The following is a 20,161-nucleotide window of genomic DNA, read 5'->3' as shown; positions in this document are numbered from 1 at the left end:
TCATACTTGTCAAGGATTGTCCTTATTCCTTTTCTATTTAATGTATGAGCTTGTACAGCATTATATGTTTGGGGAATATGAATCTATTTCTTTGGTATTTTCAATACTTGTCCAGCTTGAATATCATTACTACTCAATCCGTTAGCTTTTTTAATAATATCGATACCTGCTTGTGAATTGTAATATTTCATGGCAATTCGAAACATCGTTTCATTTGCTTTAACAGTATGATAGATCACTTCAGCTTCACTATTAGACTCATTCGCTTTATCTTTTTGTTCTTCTTCAACTTTCTCATCTAGTTTGACAGAACTCTTATCATCGGCGTGATTTACAACTGGTGATTCAGGTGCTGGGGTTACATGATCCTTTTCTTCTTTTTGATCTCTATCTGTTTGGTCAGATTTCCCTACATCCTCTTCTCTTTCTTCAATAATCGTTCCTTTTTCACTTTTTTCCTCTTCAAAGCCTATTGTTTCATATCCTGATTGAGTACTTGCCTTCTCAGTCCCTGAAGAGCTATTCTTTTGTAAATAGTTATACATAGTAAATATTGTGATAGGCAGTAAAATAAATAATAAGGCAAGAAGACGGATAACAGGATATTTTACTTTCCATTTATTCTTCTTCCTTTTCTCACGATGCAGTCTGCTTCTTGGTGGTAATTCTTCTTTCCCATTTGTGAATTGTTCTGCTTCCCATTTGCGATCAACCTTTTTTCTTAGGCGTTCAGCTTGATCTCTATAAGGGCCTTCTTTATTCATGAAACATCCCTTCCTGTTTCCCTTTTGGAACCTTTATTATGTCGGTATTTTATATTTAGTCCTAGTAAGAAATCAATAATAAAATGCATAAATATTGTGACGAATAAATTTTCTGTTATAAAAAAAATATAGCCGATAAAAAAACTTAAAACAACAACATTTAAAAACAAAAACCAATTAAATAAATAACGATAATGAATAACCGCAAAAATTAGACTGGTAATAACAAGACCAACATGGGTCTGTATGATTCCACGAAACAATAATTCTTCACAAAAAGCTACGATGGCTGCGATAACCGCCATATGCAGTACACCGCGATTACGGAATACTCTTTCATTTAACCCTCCATCATCATAATAGGACGGAGGGAGTATCTTCATAAAAATAAGATCTAGTAAAACTACCGCTAATCCCGCACTTCCTCCGATAAGCAGAATATTAATATCTTTGAGTTCAAAAAGGCTTAGTACGTCAGAAATGCGGTCAAATAAGATTATGCTTAAAATAATTGATATAAAAAATAGAATCGCTTGTGTTAAATAGAGATGAAACAGCAGCTCTTTTTCTGTAAGCTCTTTAATAATTCCAGTATATTTATCTTTCATTTCATTCGCTCGCTTAATAGTATTTCTTTCAAACGTTCTTTCCAATTAATATCTAATTCATGAGTTATCATCTTATTTCTATCATTAGAAGAATAAAATTTTGAATAATCAATGCCGCAATAGTCGCAGCAATCTTCTATCTCTATTGTGTTATCTTCTTTAAAATACTTCAAGATTTTTTTTCTGCGGCACTCTGAAATTTGTGTCCAATCATACATTTCTTCAATTTTCTTCTTTTTAATATTTAGCCGTTTTTGAATAAACGTATATATTTGCTTCATTGAATGTTCAAGCTGATTCATTTCCATTCCTTGAAGTAAGTCAGCGATAATTCTCCACTGAATGTCGGTAAGGCCGGAAATTCTTCTAATTTCTTCTTCATAATCTGTTAATCTCTGTAGAGCTTGTGGATTGTCTAAGAACCAGTTAAACAGCCAGCTCACCTGATTTTCAGTAGGGAGCTCTCCTTCAGCGAGCTGAAACGGGAGCTGTTCATCTCCTGGGGAATAAAGCAATACAGCGAGGCTTTTCCCGCCGTCTCGTCCAGCCCTGCCAATTTCCTGCAAATATGACTCTATTTGAAGTGGCATATGAAAATGAATAATAAAGCGAATATTATCCTTATTAATTCCCATTCCAAATGCACTTGTTGCACAAATGATCTCTAATTGATCCTGAATAAACTGCTGCTGAATCAAAATTCTTGATTCCTGTTCCATTCCCCCATGATAGGCTGCTGCCTTTTTTATTCCATTTCCCTTTAAAAGGATGGCCATCTGTTCAGCCATTTTTTTACTTGAAAAGTAGATAATACCTGAACCTTTTAATGTTTTTATTAATTCAATTAATCTATTCTTTTTTTCTTCAAAGGAATTTATTAATTCCACGGATAATGAAATATTCGGCCGATCTACAGAATAAACGAACTCATTCCAATTCTCTAAGCATAGTGAAGCAATAATATCATCCTTCACTTCAGGTGTGGCAGTAGCAGTTAAGGCAAGAGTAAGAGGATTTCCCAACTTTTCTCTAACTTCTCCAAGCTTTAAATAATCTGGTCTGAATTCATAGCCCCACTGTGAGATACAGTGCGCTTCATCTATGACAAACAGTGCGATTTGAAGCTCTTTTAGTCTAGTCATGACATGTTCAATTCGAAGCATTTCAGGTGAAATAAATATAAATTTAAATTTATTTAATTGCCATAAAGCTTGCTGCTTTTCTTCAAAAGTTAAAAAGGAATTAAATGCAATAACTCTTTTCTCACCTCTCATCATTAATTGTTCAGCTTGATCCTGCATTAAAGATAAGAGAGGTGAAATAATAATTACTTGTCCATTCAATGCATATCCAGGCAATTGATAGCATAAAGATTTACCAGTCCCAGTTGGCAGTATAGCTATTGTATGATTTCCTTCTAATAAAGATGAAATCACTTCCTTTTGCCCTGTTCTAAATGATGTGTAGTTAAAGTGTTGCTGTAGTAGCTTTTCAAGTTTCATTCTGCTCACCCGCTCTACTTAAAGTAAGACGTATTTCGAAATAGTCTGCACTGGGAACTAACTGGCGAATATATTTTAGCTGTTTTGACGAGCTTCTCTGAAATGCCTCTATTATTAATTTTTGCTTATTTACACTAACGAAGGAAGAAATATCAAACTCCTTAATATTTAGTGCAATTTCAACAATATGGTCCTCTATTGTATTTCTCTTAAGTCGTCGGATGGAAACAATCTCTTCAATCATTATACCTTTTTTCAATAATGAAAATGTTTTGTGTGCAGATTGAGTTAACGAGAAAGATTGTTGTTCATGAGAAATAAACATACTTAGGAGAGGATAATCTTTTTGGTTAGTTTGTATATTTTCAAGCATATAATGAAGAAGACTAATAAATTGAATATGGTATTTATCATATTCGATCGTTAAAGTCTCCGCAGCCTGCAATGGAGTTAATCCGATTTTTTTATAACCTGTCAGTCTAAGGACGAGAAGTGAAGGATTAAGTTCTTTATTTCCCTCTAGACACTGCACTAGCTCCATGTAAAGCTTTTTGCCTAATTCATCCCTGTTTAAAGCCGTTTGCTGGAGGAAGTTTTTTACCCAGAAGTGAGCTTCTTTTTTTCTTTGGATTGGCAGATACATTGTGTCCCTGCTTTTTAAATGAGAAATAACCTGAATTGTTAATGAGAGCCTCTCCCAGAAAAGATCAAGTATTTGATGAAACTTTAATCCGTTCAATGAATTTGGAATAGACTGATCCGTTAGTGAATGCTGCAGCAGCTTTTCACCTTTAGAAGTTAAACTGTAACTTTGCTCTGCATCTTGCTTTACGATCCCTTCATCCGTTAAAGAGCTAACGATATCCTCTAATACAGTACGTTGTAAATTAGGAAAAGTATAAAAAAGATTTGTTAATTGAAAGAAATGAGCATCCTGAATTGTTTGAGCTGACTTTTTTCCTTTAAGAAGATGAAAAATTGAATAAATAGAGCGCTGTCCATTAATTTTTTGTAAACAATACAAAACTATTAACTTTAAATAAGTATCTATCATAAAATCACACCATATATTATTACTTTTTTGGATAAGCTAAATATTAATCACTCACCTATATCTTATCATGAATAAAAAGTATGAGCCTCTATAATTCTGACTATTGTTAGAACCTTGTATGATAAGCATTCTCAATACTTTTACTATTGAAATGTTTCCCATTCAGTTTTACAATAGGGGATGAGGGATGTGTTTCCATCTTCACACAGGAAAATTTTTTATATTATTTTGTTATAATCTTGGGAGGTAATTTTTCATGGCTAAGTACACAATTGTTGATAAGGAAACATGCATCGCATGTGGAGCATGCGGAGCAGCAGCACCAGATATTTATGATTACGATGACGAAGGCATTGCATTCGTTACTCTAGATGATAACCAAGGAATTGTTGAAATTCCAGATGTATTAATTGATGATATGATGGATGCATTTGAAGGCTGCCCAACTGATTCCATAAAAGTTGCAGACGATGCATTTGATGGTGATCCACTTAAATTTGAATAGTAACATTCCTGTTTAAATATTTGCCCCTGTTCTATGCGAATGGGGGCTTTTCCTTTGTAAAAATTAAGATCATTACATAGGTTAATATTTTGAAATAAATATAATTTTTAGATATAATTACCTAGTGAATTTTTACTAAATACAAAAATGTTTTGCCCCGAAAGGAATGTTACTTATGTTGAATATCGGACAAACAGCACCTAATTTTAAAGTTGATACCGTTTCGTCTTTAACAAGTTTGCCTATTTCAGTCAGTCTTGATCACTATAAGAATAAATGGCTTATTCTTTTCTTTTACCCTTATGATTTTTCAATCGTTTGCCCTACTGAAATTAGAGTAATGGATAAACATTTGCCTGAATTTGAAAAACTAAATACAGAAGTATTAGCAGTGAGTACTGATAGTATTTTCACACATCGCGCTTGGCTTAAAGCAGATCATCCAAACGCTATTGGGAATATTCAGCTTACATTAGCTTCTGATTTCAAAAAAGAAATGTCACAAGCTTATGATGTTTTAGATCCGAATACAGGCGCTGCATATCGTGCCATGTACATTATTGGACCAGATGGAGTGATTGAATACGCAAATATGACTAATAATAATGTTGGCCGAAGCGCAAGTGAAACAATTCGTGTCTTAAATGCTCTTCAATCTGGCGGCATGTGTCCAATGGATTGGACATTAGGAGAGAAAATATTAGAGGTAGAGTAAGTCATAATAAGAAAGAGCAACGGTTTCCCGCTGCTCTTTCTTATTATTTTATGATTTATTCATTAAGCTGCACTATTGTATGAGCCTTGCTTATTAATCCAAGTACTCATACGAGCAAAAATCAGCATAAATACAATAGTAATTATGAATCCTTTAACTATATTAAACGGAAGAATACCCGTTACAATCATTGTACGCATTTCCGGAGCTGACATGGCTGGCGCATTCAAGAAAAATGTATATGCCGGCAGAATAATAAAGTAATTTAAAACACTCATAACAGCCGCCATAATAAAAGTTCCAGCAACAAGCCCGAAGGTCATGCCCTTTTTCGTTTTTAATTTGTTATAAACAAAGTAAGTTGGCAGTACAAACAGGGTCCCCGCAACAAAGTTTGAAATATGGCCAACTGGAACACCAGTTGCACTTCCCGTCATGAAGTAATCCAAAACATTTTTAATAAATTCCACTAATATTCCTGCAAGCGGACCAAAGATTAACGCAGCGATTAATGCAGGTATATCGCTAAAATCAATCATTAAAAATTGTGGAAACGGTGGCAGCGGGAAATTTAACAGCATCAATACATATGAAATACTGCTTAACATCCCAATTGAAACTAAAGCTTTAACAGAAAATCTTTTCATGTTCCTCTCTCCTTTTTAGGACTATCTCTCCTAAAGAAGAAAGGTTCAGCAGATAACTGTGGCCATCATAAATAAAACCCTCAAGCTAGCACTTGAGGGAGATAAATTTAAAGGCTCACTAAATAAACGTTCAATAAACCTGCATTTTTTGAACGTCTGCAGAACCTCCATCTTCTCCCATCCAGACTGTACTGTCGGCTTTGGAATCGCACCAAATCCTGCCCCAAAAAGGCTCGCGGGCTTAGAGAATAATCTCATCACCGCCGGTCGGGAATTTCACCCTGCCCCGAAGATAGACCGTATTTAATTATTACAACTATTATTATACTTGAAAACCAAGGAATTGGGAAGGAATTAAATTTTCTATTTCTTTCGCTGATCGTATTATCATTGTTTAGATCAATTTTATTTATGTTTATAGCTTGTACATACTTCCTCCTAGAAATAATAAACTAATAAATATCCCCATGATTCCTGCAATCATAAAGCGTCTTAAGTAATCGCGCATAGTATCCTCCTGTATCAATGTTATATTAATTGTTCTTTTCCCATATCCACAGTATGTTTTTATGCGCTATTTTAGAACTAAATATAGTAAAAATGATGATTAAGTCTATGGATTTCGCAATTAAAACAAAAAGACAACCCAGTTGGATTGTCTTCATTGTTAGTGTGTATATTCTCGCTTGTTCGGTGCAACAGGTACTTTTATTTCATGAGTTAAATCAAATCGACCTATTCTATCTATATTTACATTTTCTAATTTAACAACATCATAATTAAACTCTTTAGCAGTTAATAATATAGCTTCAAGAGTATGAAGTGTTGACTCATCATTATTTAAAATTGTGTCATTTGCAAATCTGATTACCAGCTTATTTTCATCCGGATTATCCTCAATGTCAAATTGAATCGTACTTGGGATCGAAGCTACTAGTCTCTCCCCCTTCTGGCTGTTTCTCATGACAGCAAATGCTTCAGCGATCGTACTTTGTTTATCGGAAAATTTAAAAGGTACGATAAAAGGCTTTGACTCTGACTTATTAGGAAAATAAAAATAATAAGCATCATCCCCAGGCTGATCACTATACACAAATTCATTTATCTGACCCATATGGCTAAAGTCGATTCCATTATTTCCATCGGTTGTTAACCTTACCTTCTTAATATCTAAAGTGGACATTGTGTAATTTAAAACTTGGTTTAAAAGCCACTCTGAATTTGAGGATATACTATATGGATGATCAGCTTGAACATCTACTGTTAATATTTTATTTTCTTCTTCAAAATCTAAATTTGCTTTCAGAGGAAAATAATCGTTTAATCCCCATTCTTGCTCTCTCAGACTTTCCATATTCTCTTTAAATAAATCAAATTTTGTTTTATTATCCTCTTTTGGAACTATGATGCTAACTGGTACGATAAATTGAACAGTATCATCTGGAATAGCATAGGTTAATACTTCGTTTCCGGCTAAATCTTCCTCATAGACAGCTGTTGATTGGTCTACATTTTCAATGGAGGTTATCCCCATTTTTTGATTCTTGTCAATTTCCGCCATTTTCGTAGACGGTTGTCTTTCATCTATTAAGGAAGTATTTTGGTGCTCAGCTTCATCGAAACTTCTCTTTTCGATCGCCATTTCGGAAGCAGTGGAAGAATTATTAGCTAATTCCATCGAATTTTCTTTACCGCCATTCCAATCAAAAAGGTTGGGAACAAGGATGAAAAACAGAATGAAAGCACCTGCAGTTGCTACACTAGGCATTACCCACATTCTTTGTTTGCGCTTATTTAATTTTAGAGAGATATTATGATAAATTTCTCTAGGATCTCGATTATCTGTAATTCGCGGCATTTGTCCTAATAGTTCCTCAATCTGATCATCAGTCCATTCTGACCTTTTCAAATTCTATTCCCTCCTTTCTTTTAACATCCTCCATATGAACCTTTAATATCTTTAGAGCACGGTGCTGTGTCGTTTTTACTTTGCTCTCCGTCCAGCCAAGCGCTTCAGCTGCTTCAGAAATCGAAAGCTCGTGAATATATCTCATGATAATAACCATTCTTTGGTCTAACGTACACTGATCAAGGCATTTATAAATATATTGTATTTCTTCATTCTGAATAGTAATTTCTTCTGGTAAAGGATCATTATCTTTTACTTGTTGTGTGGTCCAATCGAATTTTTCTAACAGCCGCTGTTTCCATCCCTTCTGTTTTCGAAATGAATCGATTGCTACATTTCTTGCAATGGAAAATAGCCATGTCTTTTCACTGCTTTTTCCTTCAAACTTTTCATATGATTTGAGAACTCGAATATATACTTCCTGTACAAGATCTTCAGCAAGCTCCCTATTCTTAACCATATAAAATAAAAATTGAAAAACGTCATGATGATACTTTCTATATAATTCATCAAAAACGGAGTCCATCTATTTCCCTCCCCGTTCAATTTAATAGTCGTAAAAGGTTAAAAAAAGGTTACAACCTAAATAATTCCTCTCGCCCTATTATACTTTTATAACGATAAAAAAAGGAAGGATTTTATGAAAATCCTTCCAAGTTAAGATTATGCATTGTACAGACATGCTTGAGATCTAAATGTTTCCCGTGTATCAAGATAAATCTGCACATTTTTCTAAATTAATCTATATTTCGAGGAATAAAAAGGGAAAATGTCGTTCCTTGACCTATTTTACTCTTAACTGATATTTGCCCCTTGTGTGCATTGATAATATTCTTTGCAATCGCAAGCCCTAGACCTGTTCCTGATCTTCCTCTAGTTCTAGCCTTATCCGCTTTATAAAAACGCTCGAATACAAAAGGCAAATCTTCTTCCGGAATGCCAGATCCTGAATCTTCTACTTCTATGTAGAGTCCTCGATCATCATTCCGTTCTGAAACAATTACCTTCCCCAAATTTGGTGTATGACGGATTGCATTATCTATTAAATTGGTTAACACTTGCTCCATACCATCTGGATCAAAGATAAACTGATCCATTTGTTCACTAAGCTGTAAAGTCAAATATATTTCCTTTTCTTTTGCCAGACCTTGAAATTTACGAACAATTTTCTGCAAGAAAGAATGGACTTCAACAACTTCCATTGTAAGCTGGACATGACCAGCTTCCATTCTCGCAAGATCTAAAAGCTCATTCACTAATCGTCCCATTCTTAATGATTCATCGTAAATGACGCTTGCCATTTCTTTCTTTTCTTCATCTGTTCCAGCAATATCATCAACAATGGCCTCACTATATCCTTGCATCATTGCAATCGGTGTTCTGAGCTCATGTGAAACATTTGCTATGAAATCCTGCCTTAGTTTATCAAGCTGCCTTTCCTCAGTCATATCTCTAATAACTGCGACAGCCCCGCGAATATATTTATTACTATATAAAGGACTGACGATCATCACCCAAAATCGGCCTTGTATCGAAATTTCACCAACTTGTTCTTTTTCCGTACTAACAGCTAGCTGAAAAAGCTCCATTACTTTCGTTGGGACTGCAGCAATGTCATTATTCGTTTCACCCTGCTCATAATACCAACTATTTAAAAAACGATCTGCTGGCGGATTTGTAATGAGAATTGTTCCATCCTTATTAAATGTAATAACCCCATCTGCCATACCACTTAAGATGCTTGCAAGCTGCTCCTTTTCCTGACTTAGAGCATCCATATTAAATTTAAGCTGCCTTGCCATTTGATTAAACGCAATCGCTAATTCTCCGATTTCATCTTGTGATGGGAAAGGAACTTTTGTATCAAATTTTCCCCTTGCCACCTCAAATGCCGCCTCACGCATTTTGCGAAGAGGTGCAGTAATTCGAGTTGATAGGAAAAAGGCAAAAATAGTAGTTAATATGATCGCTACACCAGCTGCGAGGAAAATAAACTTAGTTGTCGTTCTTGTTGTTTCTTCCATCACTTCAAGTGATTGATAAATGTAAACTGCTCCATTAGGACTTGTAGACTCTCTAAGCGGAACACCAATGATCAAGATTCGTGAATCCTTATTGTCATTATCCTTATTAAGTGAATATGTAATCATTTTTTTCACTGTTTTATCTTCTGTTAAGACCTTTTTTAAATCTGGATCTTCCGTGAGATTTTTGATAGGAAGCTTAAATGCTTGATTTTCATTAGGAGAATAAAAATACTCATTTGGATTTGTTACAATAACGACCTCTGTAACATCATCAACTAATTCCCAAGCAATTTCTAGACCAACTTCTCGATCATGCTCGTCTAAAATACGAGAAATTTTTTGCGCTGTATTATTTAGCCCTCTTTCCATCTCATCAACATGGTACTTCTCAAAGAATTCCAGGAGCATAATCGTTAAAATAAAAAGTACTAAAGATACTAGCAGTAAAATTGTAACCCATAGTTTCCCTACAACACTTCTCCAAAGCATCATTCATTATTAACCTCGAACTTGTAACCTACACCCCATACAGTTACAATCATTTTGGCAGCCTGCTCCGAAACTTTGTTTAATTTTTCACGTAAACGTTTCACGTGAGTGTCAACAGTACGTAAATCACCGAAAAACTCATAATGCCATACTTCCTTTAACAATTGCTCACGGTCAAAGACTTTGTCTGGGGATTTTGCAAGAAAGTAGAGTAATTCATATTCTTTTGGTGTAAGAGCAACCTCTTTCCCATCAGCAAGTACTCTATGTGCATCATTGTCAATTGTTAAATGCGGGAAAACAATTATATCCTTCGCAGCAGCAGCTTCTGTTTGAATATAAGAGGTTTTAGATGAGCGGCGCAATAATGCTTTTACACGAAGAACTACTTCTCTTGGACTGAATGGTTTTACAATATAGTCATCCGTACCGGCTTCAAAGCCTTGCACTCTATTAACTTCTTCTCCCTTTGCAGTAAGCATTATAATCGGGGTAGCTTTCTTTTCTCTTAATTCCCGGCAAACTTCAATTCCATCTTTTTCAGGCATCATCAAATCAAGAAGAATAATATCATAATCATTAGCTAAAGCTTTTGTTAGTGCTTCATTTCCATCTTCTGCTTCATCGATAATAAAGTGCTCCCTTTCTAAATACATTTTTAATAAACGGCGTATTCTTTCCTCATCATCAACAACAAGTATCTTAACGTTGTTTTCCATTTTACATTTCCCCTTTTCTCACTAATGAATAGAAATATTTTTGAAACAAGCCTCCACGAAGTGAAGGCTTTGTAAGTCAGGTGAAAATTAATAATTTGTTTGCATTGTTCCGGCAATCATTATGATCCCGCATATGAATGAAGCCCGGCAATAACGAGGTTAACTGCAACTAAATTAAACATAATAATAACAAATCCAATTACAGCTAGCCAAGCCGACTTTTCACCATGCCAGCCTTTTGATAACCGAAGATGAAGAAAAGCTGCATAGAATAAGAACGTAATAAGTGCCCAAACTTCCTTTGGATCCCATCCCCAGAAGCGTGTCCAAGCAATTTGGGCCCAAATCATCGCAAATATTAAAGCCCCAAGAGTAAAGACAGGGAAACCGATTAAAACTGAACGGTAGCCAATTTCATCCACTAGGTCAAGATTAATATTTTTAGTCAATGGCTGTAAAGCTGCCCCAATACGTTTACGTAAGATTAACCTCAACAATAAATATAGGATAATACCAGATGTTAATGACCAAATAACTGTATTTAATTTTTTCGCATTAATAATTCCAGGAACTTCTATTAATGGCTTAAACGCTCCTGAAGTTAGCAATTCTCCTTCATTAGGACCGATAAGTGCCGGCATATGATATTCCATTTGGTCTTGTTTGTCATTTTTATCTACCCAATTAAATTCAGCTTGATAGCCCATTCCGGAAAATGTAGATGAAATAATAATAAATCCAACTGTACAAACTAAGCCAAACATAATTGCTTCTAGCCAAAATGTCCGCTTACTTGATTTAGTTTGGTCAATAGCCTTTACTAAGTAGATAATTCCTGCCGCAAAACTAATCGCAAGAATAGCTTGGCCTACAGCTGCTGTTGTTACGTGAATATGAAGCCAATCACTCTGCAATGCAGGAATGAGCGGAGAAATATCCCGCGGAAACATACTTGCGTATGCAATCATTAATATTGCAACAGGTAGTGTGAATGCTCCAAGCATTGGTGTTTTGTAAATCAAATAGATAACAATGAACGCACCTACTAATGACATACCGAAAAATGTTGTAAACTCAAATAAATTACTAACAGGCGCATGCCCTGCAGCAATCCAGCGTGTAATAAAATAACCCAGTTGTGCAATAAAGCCAATAATCGTTATAAAAATAGCGAGTTTAGCCCATTTATTTGGACCCTTTTCTAATTGCTTTCCTTTTTTATCCTTAATAGCGCCCGCAAAAAATACGGTAGCTACTAAATACAGGAAGAAGGATGCATATAATAAATTTCCGCTAAGACTTACCATTAAGGTTCTCCCCTATTCCTTGTTTTCTTTCTCAGATTGATCTTCTGGCTGATTAATGCCTGTATCCTCTAAAATAAAGCCCATTTCTCTTTTTAACCCATACCAGTTTTTATTCGTATGGCCTGCAACCCAAACTTCGTTATTTATCCGGCGAATCCAAATCCGGCGATGATTCCAATAAGATCCTTGAGCGACCCCAATCATGAAAATTAATCCGCCTAACGAAATAAACCATAACGTTAAATCTTTTCTGACAGTTAAAGCGGAAACATTCTTCGTTTCTACACCTTTAAATGCCATTTTATAAGTATTATCACCAAACGGCTCAATTGTTTGTCTAATGGCAACAAAGCTAACCTCACCATCAGGTTTATCTGGTGTCAGCATTTTAAAGACAAAAGCAGGATTGTTTGGAATTCTTGATTTCGTAACAGGTTCTCCGCTTTCATCAAACTCAAAATCCGGGAAATAGCTTACTACCTCAACTGAATACCCATTCCCAAGATCATACTTATCTTTCGGATCAAATAAATCAATTGTAAGATTACCGTATTCTGCATGAGTATCCTTATTTGAAAGAGCAAATGTCATTTTATTTAATTCGTCAAGTTTATACTCAACCTGATACAATGCAAAGCTTTCAAACTTTAATGGATCATTTACACGAATCTCATAATCCTTTACTTTTTCAAGCTCTGGAGTTTCTCCTGCAATTGCGTTCCCTTTCTTTTTATAAAGGGTTACATTTGTCTGGAAGTTTTTAGCTACCATTCCTACTTTGTCCAGTGCTTTACTAAATACTTTGTCATCTTTATCTTTGTCATAAACTTCCAATATAAAACGGTCATTTTTTAAGTAATACTCTCCATCTGTTTCCGGGATAACTTTTGTTTCCCCTTCACGCAGCCAAAGAACTTTATCTACATACATCCCAGGGACAAATCGCAGCATTCCGCCAATTAAAAAAATGATTAACCCAATATGATTTATATATGGGCCCCATCTTGAAAATCGGCCTTTTTCTGCAAGAATATTTCCATCCTCTTCACGAATATTATACCGTTTTGCTTTTAATTTTCCTTTTACCTTATCATAGGCGTCATCTAGATTGCTCACCTCAGAAATTCCAAACAAACGCTGGCGCTTTAAGAATCCTTCGTGTCTTGTTACACGCTGTGCCTTTAATGCACGATAAAGCGGAATTACCCGGTCTAAACTGCAAATAACAAGTGAAATCCCAATCGAAGCGACTACGACTAAATACCACCAAGAGCTATACAGGTTATGAAAGCCTAAATCATAGTATAGTTTTCCAATCCAGCCATATTGATCTTCATAGTATTCTGAAGCAGGCATGATTGGGGGTATGTACATTTCCTGAGGTAAAATCGTACCTAATGCAGAGGCAACAAGAGTGATAACAATTAGCCACACTCCGACCTTAACCGAAGAAAAGAAATTCCATATTTTATCAACAATTGTTTTGTTATACGTTTGTGATCTGCGTGCACTGCCCTCATAGCGCATATCGACGAGCTTTTTTTCTTTCTCATTCTCCTCCAATATCCTGCCGCAAGCCTCACAAAGAATCGTTCCGTGCGGGTTCACGTGTCCGCATTCACATTTTACGTCCTTCATTTTAAAAACTCCCTACTTATGGTTTAACCATTTCCATAAGATCTTTAATCATCTCTTCTGTTAACTGACCAGTATGATATTTAACAACCTTGCCATCTTTATCGATCATATAAGTTGCTGGAAGCGGGCCAATTTTGTAAGCCGTTTGCACCTGACCATCCTTATCAATAACAACAGGGAAAGATAAATTATGTTTATCAATAAATTTATTAACTGACAAATCTGACTCTCCTACATTGACAGCTAAAACCTGTACACCATTGTCTTTAAATTGCTTATATTGATTATCCAAATACGGCATTTCGCGTTCACAAGGTTTACACCAAGTTCCCCAAAAATTCAAAAAGACTCCTTGGCCCTTGTAGTCGGACAAGCGGTGTTTTTCACCGTTCATATCCACAAGAACAAAATCAGGTGCTTTTTCACCAATTGCAACTTTTTTAACATCTTCTTTCGTAAAGTTTGCATATAAGGTGTAAGCAACAGCTGCGCCTAATAAAAGCAATATAATTGACCTTATTACTAAACGCTGTTTTTTCATTCAAATATCCCCTTTAAAAATTAACTTTAATCCTCTAATAAGTTTGATTAACAGAAAAGTCCATCCCAATTATAGCATTTATCACCATTATGATAATGTTTACAATATGAAGGAAGTGTGACTATTCTATGAAATTTACCAAAATCAAACTATTTTGCCTGAGCTTGGACTCGCAGCTGCTTTACTTCATGAGTGGTTAATTCTCTCGCCTCTCCAGCTTTTAATCCTTGAAGTGTTAAAGTTCCATATCTTTCCCGTTTTAATTTCATCACTGGATGGCCGATTGCTTCAAACATTCTTCTTACTTGACGATTTCGACCTTCATGGATCGTTAGCTCAATAATTGCTGTTTGCTTTTTCTTATCCATCGATATCATTTTTACCCGTGCAGGTGCTGTCATGCCATCCTCTAATTTTATCCCTTTTTCAAGACTTCTTGTTTTTTCACGTGAAGGAATTCCTTTTACTTTTGCAACGTATACCTTTTCTACTTCACTTTTCGGGTGCATAAGTAAATTGGCGAATTCTCCATCGTTTGTTAGCAATAACAGGCCGGATGTATCATAATCTAAGCGGCCAATTGGATATATTCTTTGTTCCACTGCCGGCAGATAATCTGTCACTACTTTTCTTCCTTTATCATCCTGTACACTGGAAATAACTCCCCTTGGTTTATAAAGAAGAAAATAAACAGGCTCTTCCCTTTCAATAGGAATACCGCTCACTTCTACTTTATCGGAGGATGAAACTTTCACACCAAGTTCCTTAACAACTTTTCCATTTACTTTAACATGACCTTCTAAAATTAACTGCTCCGCTTTTCTACGTGAAGCAAGACCAGCATGCGCTATTACTTTTTGTAATCTTTCCAAATTATGTCACTCCATTTTTTCTTAGGATTAATATTCAATCTGCCTAATTCTATCCTTTTGAATTATGACATAAAACAGCCTTTTTTCAAAGTAATGGTTTAATACGAAAAAAAAGATACCAATTAAGGCATCTTTAAGATATAGCTCTATTTACATACCGAAGACTAATGTAACTACAACAATGGCTGCTATAATACCGACTAAATCTGCCAACAGGCCAACTTTTAACGCATCTCCCATTTTTCTAATTCCAACCGCTCCAAAATAAACGGTTAATACATAGAAGGTTGTATCTGTGCTGCCTTGCAGAACAGATGCAAGGCGGCCAATAAAGGAATCTGGTCCATATGTCGCAATGAGGTCACTGGTCATTCCAAGAGCAGCCGAGCCAGAGATTGGACGAATAATGGCAAGCGGAAAAATCTCCGGTGGTACCCCTATTGATTCTAATCCCGGTCTGATTAATTCCATGAAATATTCCAAAGCTCCAGAAGCGCGAAATACAGAAATCGCTACTAACATCCCAACAAGAAAAGGTATAATGGATACCGCAATTTTTATCCCTTCTTTTCCCCCTTCTACAAAACTCTCATAAGTGGGAATACGCTTAATGGTTCCATAAATTAATATGAAGCCAATTAATACAGGAATAAACAATAATGAGATAATTGATACAATTTGCATGCAGCTTCATCCTTTTCTTGTTCTTCGATAGTAAAAATAACGATCAATTAAAATAGCGCCAATCGCTGAACTTATCGAGGCAATTAATGTTGGGCCGACGATTTCTGTCGGAGAAACTGATTCGTATTTCATTCGAATAGCAATAACCATTGTTGGAATTAGCGTAATACTAGAAGTGTTTATCGCTAAAAATGTAATCATGGAACGACTAGCTTCATTCTTTCCTCCATTCACATTCTTCAGTTCTTCCATTGCCTTAATTCCAAGTGGCGTCGCTGCATTTCCAAGACCAAACATATTTGCCATCATATTAGAAAGAATATATCCCATTGCCGGATGATTAGGAGGGACCTCAGGAAAGAGTCTGCTTACAATTGGCTTAAAAACTTGCGATAATTTATTTAATAGCCCTGCATCCTCTGCAATTTTCATCATTCCCAGCCAGAATACAAGTATGCTTATCATCCCTATACAAAGGGTAACAGCTTCAGAAGCTCCCTTAAAAACCGCTTCATTAACTTGCTCCATCGTCCCGTTCACTATTGCAAAGACAATTCCAATTAGCGTCATCAATACCCAAATTATGTTAATCATCTGTTTTCACACCAATAATGGAGATAAAAATACTTCTAAAAAAGTTTATAAACGAATTACCCTCGTCCATCTTTTGGGCTTTAAAGTAGACTGGCAATGTTTTTAATGGCTGATTATCAAAATAAATAATTGCCTTCCCAACAATTTCGGGTATACTTTCTCCATTCTCCCACCTTTTATCTGGCTTCATCATTTTATATTCAATGCGAAATAGACCTTTTTCCTCATTTTTAATCGGATATTCAAAGCCCGATTCTAAAAATACCTTCTTCTTATAGGCTTTGTCCTTTATTTCTTTAATGAAGCCTTTTGGTAATACCTCGGCAACTTTGTATGTATGAAATCCCATTTCATACATTTGCGTATGATCGTTCCAGTCATCTGGGCCATTTAGTGTGACTGCGATTAAATTTAACTCTCCTTTTGTTGCCGTCGTGACTAATGTCCGTTTAGCCCGTTTTGTAAATCCTGTTTTCCCACCTGTACAATATTCATAATCTGATAGAAGACGATTTTTATTCGTCCATTTGCGGTCCCAGTTTTCTGTAGGGTTAGGTGCTTTATGAACCTTTGTTCCAGAAATTTTTACATATTCTTCATTATTCATCGCATAACGGGTTAATATTGCCATATCATAAGCTGTAGAATAATGGTTCTCATGATCATCAAGTCCATGGGGGTTTGCAAAATGGGTATTTTTCATGCCAATTTCCTCCGCTTTTTGGTTCATTAAGAAAACAAAACCATCAAGGCTTCCCCCAATATGCTCTGCGATTGCAACGGCTGCATCATTGCCTGAACGAAGCATTAATCCATAAACTAAGTCCTCCAGTTTTATCTTCTCACCAGGTTTTAAGTAAATAGAGGAGCCCTCTGTCCTCACAGCTTTCTCACTCACCTTTACCATCTCGTCCATTTTTCCTGATTCAATCGCCAATATAGCGGTCATAATCTTAGTAATGCTGGCGATCCTTCTCTGTTTATACGCATCTTTTTCAAATAAGATTCTGCCAGATTCTTGCTCCATTAAAATCGCACTATGAGCACTCACATTAACAGAAGCTTTTGCCTTCTGCGGAATGATGGCGATCAGCAATGCTGCAACCAATGGAAAGATCAAAACCTTTTTCATTTTATTCATTGCATAATACCCCGTCTCCTATAGTCTAGCTAAGCGTAAGCGCCTCCGCTTTTCGATTTGTCCAGCTGCGGCGCCTAAGGGCTCGAGGTCATAAGTCAATCTAGCAAGGAGGTAAAAGACAACCTCCTCGCTAGCTCGTCTTATGCTTGTCGCCCTTGAGCAAGGCGCCTCCGCTTTTCGATGTTTGTACAATTTTATGCGGGACAAGTGGGGATATGACAAAAAACACAAACTCGGTAGGGTGGGATATTCATAGACATGCAAAAAGCGAAAAACCTGTTGTTTTTCGCTTTTTTTCTCATTAATATGGCCTCCACTTCAGCTGTGAAGCATTCCGGAAGCGTTCTTCAACATCTTTCCAATTCACTATATTCCACCAATTATTCACATATTCTCCCCGATTGTTTTTATACTGCAAGTAGTAGGCATGCTCCCACACATCAAGAACTAGTAATGGAATTGTATCCCATTGCGTTAAAAGCATATGTCTTTCTGATTGAAGTATTTCGAGATGACGAGAACGAGGGGACCAAACTAGAATTGCCCAGCCAACTCCTTCTACTTGTTTGGCAGCCTCGCTAAAATGACTCTTAAATGCTTCAAAACTCCCGAAATATTTTTCTATCTCTTTAAGTAATCCTCCAGAAGGTTTTCCTCCGCCATTCGGCTTCATATTGCTCCAAAAAATCGTGTGCAAATAATGTCCGGATCCATGAAAAGCAAGCTCTCTTGACCAATGCTTAACAAGTGAATAATCACCTGATTTTCTAGCTTCCTGAAGCTGTTTCTCCGCTTTATTTAATCCGTCCACATATGATTTATGATGTTTGTCATGATGCAATCTCATAATTTCTTCTGAAATATAAGGCTCAAGTGCATTATATGGATATGGGAGTGACGGCAATACATGCGTTCCAGCCGCTATGTTTGGTTCATTCATATAAACACTGCCAAGCTGCTGCCTTTTCGAAAAATATTGCTCAATTTCAGAATGGAGCTCATCGACATGATTTTGAATGATCGAAAGCTCATCAATATTTAACGATCCGTTCACACCTTCCATTATTGCTGAGAGACTGTCCATCTTCTCCCAAAGCTCTTTATTATTTTCAACTTCCTCTGATTGAAGAAAATCACGCATTTCTTTATTCCATTTGAACACTTCTTGAAAATACTCATCCAGCCGGCTCATCAATGATCCCTCTTTTCTATGGTTATCTGCCCAGATTTATCGTATGAGTATCAGAAAGAAAAATGACCAAAAAAATTAAAGAGCAGCTCGTTTTGGCTGCTCTAAAATTAAAATTGGCTATTTAGGCTGTAAAATATAATCAAGCGGTGAACGAAGATGATAGCTATTGCTGTTCTCAAGTGATTCGAAAATAGCTGGAAGTTTAGAAAAATCTATATCCTGAAAAAAAGAAGCAAATTCTGCCTGCGAATTAATATATACTCGCTTACGGTGACGGAAACCAGGATTTTTCAATAAACAGACTAGTGCCACAACATCTTTAAGTTCTACTTCTCTTGATTTAGCAGTAAAAATCGGGTTTGAAGCAAATGGGGTAAATTCATTTAGTAAATCTTCAAAATAACGGACATACAATACGTGTAAAGTTTTTTCAGTGCCCTCTTCTTCAAAGGTAATCTCACTTCTATTAAAAAAATCCTCTGAAGTATTTGATTTCTCTTTTTCAAGTTCATAGCCATTACATTGTTTAATAAGCATTTATAACCCTCCCAGAAAACAATTCCCCTTATGTAAAAAATATACACGCAGTAATATATTAACATAAATAGGTGAAATCAGGATGGATAAAGTGAAACTTTACGGAACCTAAGATCCCATTGTTTCTTGAAATTTCCCGAAAAATAAATCTGCATCTTCCTGGATAAATTCATCATCATCCAATTTTTCAGGCAGCGGCGGAAGCTCTTCGATTCTTTTTAATCCGAAATAATCCAAAAACTCCTTTGTTGTTCCATATAAATATGCTCTGCCTGTACCTTCAGCTCTGCCTACTTCTTTAATTAACGCTTTCGCAGTTAAAGTTTGTAATGGTCTCTCTGTCTTTACCCCTCTTATTTCTTCTATTTCTGCTCTTGTAATGGGCTGTTTATAAGCTATAATGGCAAGCGTCTCAAGTGCAGCCTGTGATAGACCAGATGAGGAAGGAGAAACAACTAGTTTTTTTAGATAATCTGAGTTCTCCTTTTTCGTAGCCAGCTGAAAAGTGCCAGCCAATTCTACAATAGTAATGCCTCGTGAAGAATGAGTATAATCCTCTATTAGTTCTCTAATAATGGATTCAGCCTGTATTTCATCCACTTCTAAAACGAGGGCAACTTGTTTTAAAGATAAGCCTTCATCTCCAGCTGCAAATAAGAGACTTTCGACTATCCCTTTCCAATTAATAAGTTCCATGACTATGCCCCTTTTTTCAC

21 protein-coding genes and 1 riboswitch are annotated in these 20,161 nt (G+C 36.0%); of the genes, 2 read left to right on the top strand and 19 right to left on the bottom strand.

Annotated features, from left to right (window positions below; all coding sequences use genetic code 11):
* Positions 1–83 precede the first annotated feature (83 nt).
* Genes H0173_RS11545 through H0173_RS11530 form a run of 4 tightly spaced genes read right to left on the bottom strand, consistent with a single transcriptional unit; the run spans position 84 to position 3,928 of the window.
* Positions 84–764, bottom strand: coding sequence for a LysM peptidoglycan-binding domain-containing protein (locus H0173_RS11545; RefSeq protein WP_221846672.1), 681 nt, complete (start codon positions 762–764; stop codon positions 84–86).
* Positions 761–1,372: a CPBP family intramembrane glutamic endopeptidase gene (locus H0173_RS11540; RefSeq protein ID WP_221846671.1), complete on the bottom strand. Its 612-nt coding sequence runs from the start codon at positions 1,370–1,372 to the stop codon at positions 761–763. Before H0173_RS11540 ends, H0173_RS11545 begins: the two co-directional genes overlap by 4 nt.
* Positions 1,369–2,874 (bottom strand): RecQ family ATP-dependent DNA helicase, encoded by a 1,506-nt coding sequence (locus H0173_RS11535; protein WP_221846670.1) that lies wholly within the window; start codon positions 2,872–2,874, stop codon positions 1,369–1,371. Before H0173_RS11535 ends, H0173_RS11540 begins: the two co-directional genes overlap by 4 nt.
* Complete coding sequence (locus tag H0173_RS11530; RefSeq protein ID WP_221846669.1) at positions 2,864–3,928, bottom strand: YpbB family protein; 1,065 nt, start codon at positions 3,926–3,928, stop codon at positions 2,864–2,866. Before H0173_RS11530 ends, H0173_RS11535 begins: the two co-directional genes overlap by 11 nt.
* A gap of 256 nt (positions 3,929–4,184) precedes the next feature.
* Between H0173_RS11530 and H0173_RS11525 the strand changes: the two genes are divergently transcribed.
* Both H0173_RS11525 and H0173_RS11520 read left to right on the top strand, forming a co-directional pair.
* Positions 4,185–4,433 carry a ferredoxin gene (locus tag H0173_RS11525; protein ID WP_221846668.1) on the top strand — a complete coding sequence of 83 codons (249 nt, stop codon included), beginning with the start codon at positions 4,185–4,187 and terminating at the stop codon, positions 4,431–4,433.
* 175 nt (positions 4,434–4,608) lie between these two features.
* The gene (locus H0173_RS11520; protein ID WP_260631146.1) at positions 4,609–5,148 is read left to right on the top strand and encodes a peroxiredoxin; all 540 of its coding nucleotides are present in this window, start codon (positions 4,609–4,611) and stop codon (positions 5,146–5,148) included.
* Positions 5,149–5,210: 62 nt separating this feature from the next.
* Here H0173_RS11520 and H0173_RS11515 read toward each other — a convergent pair whose 3' ends face one another.
* The 15 genes from H0173_RS11515 to scpB all read right to left on the bottom strand — a co-directional run bounded on the left by H0173_RS11515 (position 5,211) and on the right by scpB (position 20,141).
* Positions 5,211–5,795: an ECF transporter S component gene (locus H0173_RS11515; protein WP_221846666.1), complete on the bottom strand. Its 585-nt coding sequence runs from the start codon at positions 5,793–5,795 to the stop codon at positions 5,211–5,213.
* 165 nt (positions 5,796–5,960) lie between these two features.
* Positions 5,961–6,093: riboswitch (FMN riboswitch) on the bottom strand.
* Positions 6,094–6,462: 369 nt separating this feature from the next.
* Positions 6,463–7,704 (bottom strand): hypothetical protein, encoded by a 1,242-nt coding sequence (locus tag H0173_RS11510; RefSeq protein WP_221846665.1) that lies wholly within the window; start codon positions 7,702–7,704, stop codon positions 6,463–6,465.
* Positions 7,682–8,230 (bottom strand): RNA polymerase sigma factor SigX, encoded by a 549-nt coding sequence (gene sigX / locus H0173_RS11505; protein ID WP_221846664.1) that lies wholly within the window; start codon positions 8,228–8,230, stop codon positions 7,682–7,684. Before sigX ends, H0173_RS11510 begins: the two co-directional genes overlap by 23 nt.
* Positions 8,231–8,441: 211 nt before the next feature.
* A complete protein-coding gene (locus H0173_RS11500; RefSeq protein ID WP_221846663.1) occupies positions 8,442–10,223 on the bottom strand; it encodes an ATP-binding protein in 1,782 nt (593 codons plus the stop codon).
* Positions 10,220–10,939, bottom strand: coding sequence for a response regulator transcription factor (locus H0173_RS11495; RefSeq protein WP_221846662.1), 720 nt, complete (start codon positions 10,937–10,939; stop codon positions 10,220–10,222). Before H0173_RS11495 ends, H0173_RS11500 begins: the two co-directional genes overlap by 4 nt.
* A gap of 119 nt (positions 10,940–11,058) precedes the next feature.
* Positions 11,059–12,246, bottom strand: coding sequence for a c-type cytochrome biogenesis protein CcsB (gene ccsB / locus H0173_RS11490; RefSeq protein WP_221846661.1), 1,188 nt, complete (start codon positions 12,244–12,246; stop codon positions 11,059–11,061).
* Positions 12,247–12,258: 12 nt separating this feature from the next.
* Positions 12,259–13,884: a cytochrome c biogenesis protein ResB gene (gene resB, locus H0173_RS11485; protein ID WP_221846660.1), complete on the bottom strand. Its 1,626-nt coding sequence runs from the start codon at positions 13,882–13,884 to the stop codon at positions 12,259–12,261.
* A 16-nt stretch (positions 13,885–13,900) separates the two neighbouring features.
* Positions 13,901–14,425, bottom strand: coding sequence for a thiol-disulfide oxidoreductase ResA (resA, locus tag H0173_RS11480; RefSeq protein WP_221846659.1), 525 nt, complete (start codon positions 14,423–14,425; stop codon positions 13,901–13,903).
* Positions 14,426–14,574: 149 nt separating this feature from the next.
* On the bottom strand, positions 14,575–15,297 hold the full coding sequence (gene rluB, locus H0173_RS11475) for a 23S rRNA pseudouridine(2605) synthase RluB (protein WP_221846658.1): 723 nt from the start codon (positions 15,295–15,297) through the stop codon (positions 14,575–14,577).
* Positions 15,298–15,447: 150 nt separating this feature from the next.
* Positions 15,448–15,981, bottom strand: coding sequence for a spore maturation protein (locus tag H0173_RS11470; RefSeq protein WP_221846657.1), 534 nt, complete (start codon positions 15,979–15,981; stop codon positions 15,448–15,450).
* A 6-nt stretch (positions 15,982–15,987) separates the two neighbouring features.
* Positions 15,988–16,575: a nucleoside recognition domain-containing protein gene (locus H0173_RS11465; protein WP_221846656.1), complete on the bottom strand. Its 588-nt coding sequence runs from the start codon at positions 16,573–16,575 to the stop codon at positions 15,988–15,990.
* A complete protein-coding gene (locus tag H0173_RS11460; RefSeq protein ID WP_221846655.1) occupies positions 16,568–17,716 on the bottom strand; it encodes a D-alanyl-D-alanine carboxypeptidase family protein in 1,149 nt (382 codons plus the stop codon). Before H0173_RS11460 ends, H0173_RS11465 begins: the two co-directional genes overlap by 8 nt.
* Positions 17,717–18,017: 301 nt before the next feature.
* On the bottom strand, positions 18,018–18,908 hold the full coding sequence (locus H0173_RS11455; protein WP_221846654.1) for a superoxide dismutase: 891 nt from the start codon (positions 18,906–18,908) through the stop codon (positions 18,018–18,020).
* A gap of 117 nt (positions 18,909–19,025) precedes the next feature.
* On the bottom strand, positions 19,026–19,445 hold the full coding sequence (locus H0173_RS11450; RefSeq protein WP_221846653.1) for a hypothetical protein: 420 nt from the start codon (positions 19,443–19,445) through the stop codon (positions 19,026–19,028).
* Between the two features lie 108 nt (positions 19,446–19,553).
* Complete coding sequence (gene scpB / locus H0173_RS11445) at positions 19,554–20,141, bottom strand: SMC-Scp complex subunit ScpB (protein ID WP_221846652.1); 588 nt, start codon at positions 20,139–20,141, stop codon at positions 19,554–19,556.
* Between the last annotated feature and the right edge of the window lie 20 nt (positions 20,142–20,161).

Origin of the sequence: Bacillus sp. S/N-304-OC-R1 (assembly GCF_019749375.1) — a bacterium.
In the GTDB taxonomy this organism is placed as follows: domain Bacteria; phylum Bacillota; class Bacilli; order Bacillales; family Cytobacillaceae; genus Cytobacillus.
The sequence above is the reverse complement of the archived record's forward strand: the minus strand, read 5'-3'. Positions and strand labels throughout refer to the sequence as shown.

What these genes read in the sequence shown, in the direction of transcription:
- scpB (WP_221846652.1), bottom strand. Translation starts at nt 20,141, where the DNA reads ATGGAACTTATTAATTGGAAAGGGATAGTCGAAAGTCTCTTATTTGCA.
- H0173_RS11450 (WP_221846653.1), bottom strand. Translation starts at nt 19,445, where the DNA reads ATGCTTATTAAACAATGTAATGGCTATGAACTTGAAAAAGAGAAATCA.
- resA (WP_221846659.1), bottom strand. Translation starts at nt 14,425, where the DNA reads ATGAAAAAACAGCGTTTAGTAATAAGGTCAATTATATTGCTTTTATTA.
- sigX (WP_221846664.1), bottom strand. Translation starts at nt 8,230, where the DNA reads ATGGACTCCGTTTTTGATGAATTATATAGAAAGTATCATCATGACGTT.
- ccsB (WP_221846661.1), bottom strand. Translation starts at nt 12,246, where the DNA reads ATGGTAAGTCTTAGCGGAAATTTATTATATGCATCCTTCTTCCTGTAT.
- H0173_RS11500 (WP_221846663.1), bottom strand. Translation starts at nt 10,223, where the DNA reads ATGATGCTTTGGAGAAGTGTTGTAGGGAAACTATGGGTTACAATTTTA.
- H0173_RS11535 (WP_221846670.1), bottom strand. Translation starts at nt 2,874, where the DNA reads ATGAAACTTGAAAAGCTACTACAGCAACACTTTAACTACACATCATTT.
- H0173_RS11545 (WP_221846672.1), bottom strand. Translation starts at nt 764, where the DNA reads ATGAATAAAGAAGGCCCTTATAGAGATCAAGCTGAACGCCTAAGAAAA.
- H0173_RS11495 (WP_221846662.1), bottom strand. Translation starts at nt 10,939, where the DNA reads ATGGAAAACAACGTTAAGATACTTGTTGTTGATGATGAGGAAAGAATA.
- H0173_RS11455 (WP_221846654.1), bottom strand. Translation starts at nt 18,908, where the DNA reads ATGAGCCGGCTGGATGAGTATTTTCAAGAAGTGTTCAAATGGAATAAA.
- H0173_RS11515 (WP_221846666.1), bottom strand. Translation starts at nt 5,795, where the DNA reads ATGAAAAGATTTTCTGTTAAAGCTTTAGTTTCAATTGGGATGTTAAGC.
- H0173_RS11525 (WP_221846668.1), top strand. Translation starts at nt 4,185, where the DNA reads ATGGCTAAGTACACAATTGTTGATAAGGAAACATGCATCGCATGTGGA.
- H0173_RS11540 (WP_221846671.1), bottom strand. Translation starts at nt 1,372, where the DNA reads ATGAAAGATAAATATACTGGAATTATTAAAGAGCTTACAGAAAAAGAG.
- H0173_RS11520 (WP_260631146.1), top strand. Translation starts at nt 4,609, where the DNA reads ATGTTGAATATCGGACAAACAGCACCTAATTTTAAAGTTGATACCGTT.
- H0173_RS11470 (WP_221846657.1), bottom strand. Translation starts at nt 15,981, where the DNA reads ATGCAAATTGTATCAATTATCTCATTATTGTTTATTCCTGTATTAATT.
- H0173_RS11460 (WP_221846655.1), bottom strand. Translation starts at nt 17,716, where the DNA reads ATGAATAAAATGAAAAAGGTTTTGATCTTTCCATTGGTTGCAGCATTG.
- resB (WP_221846660.1), bottom strand. Translation starts at nt 13,884, where the DNA reads ATGAAGGACGTAAAATGTGAATGCGGACACGTGAACCCGCACGGAACG.
- H0173_RS11465 (WP_221846656.1), bottom strand. Translation starts at nt 16,575, where the DNA reads ATGATTAACATAATTTGGGTATTGATGACGCTAATTGGAATTGTCTTT.
- H0173_RS11530 (WP_221846669.1), bottom strand. Translation starts at nt 3,928, where the DNA reads ATGATAGATACTTATTTAAAGTTAATAGTTTTGTATTGTTTACAAAAA.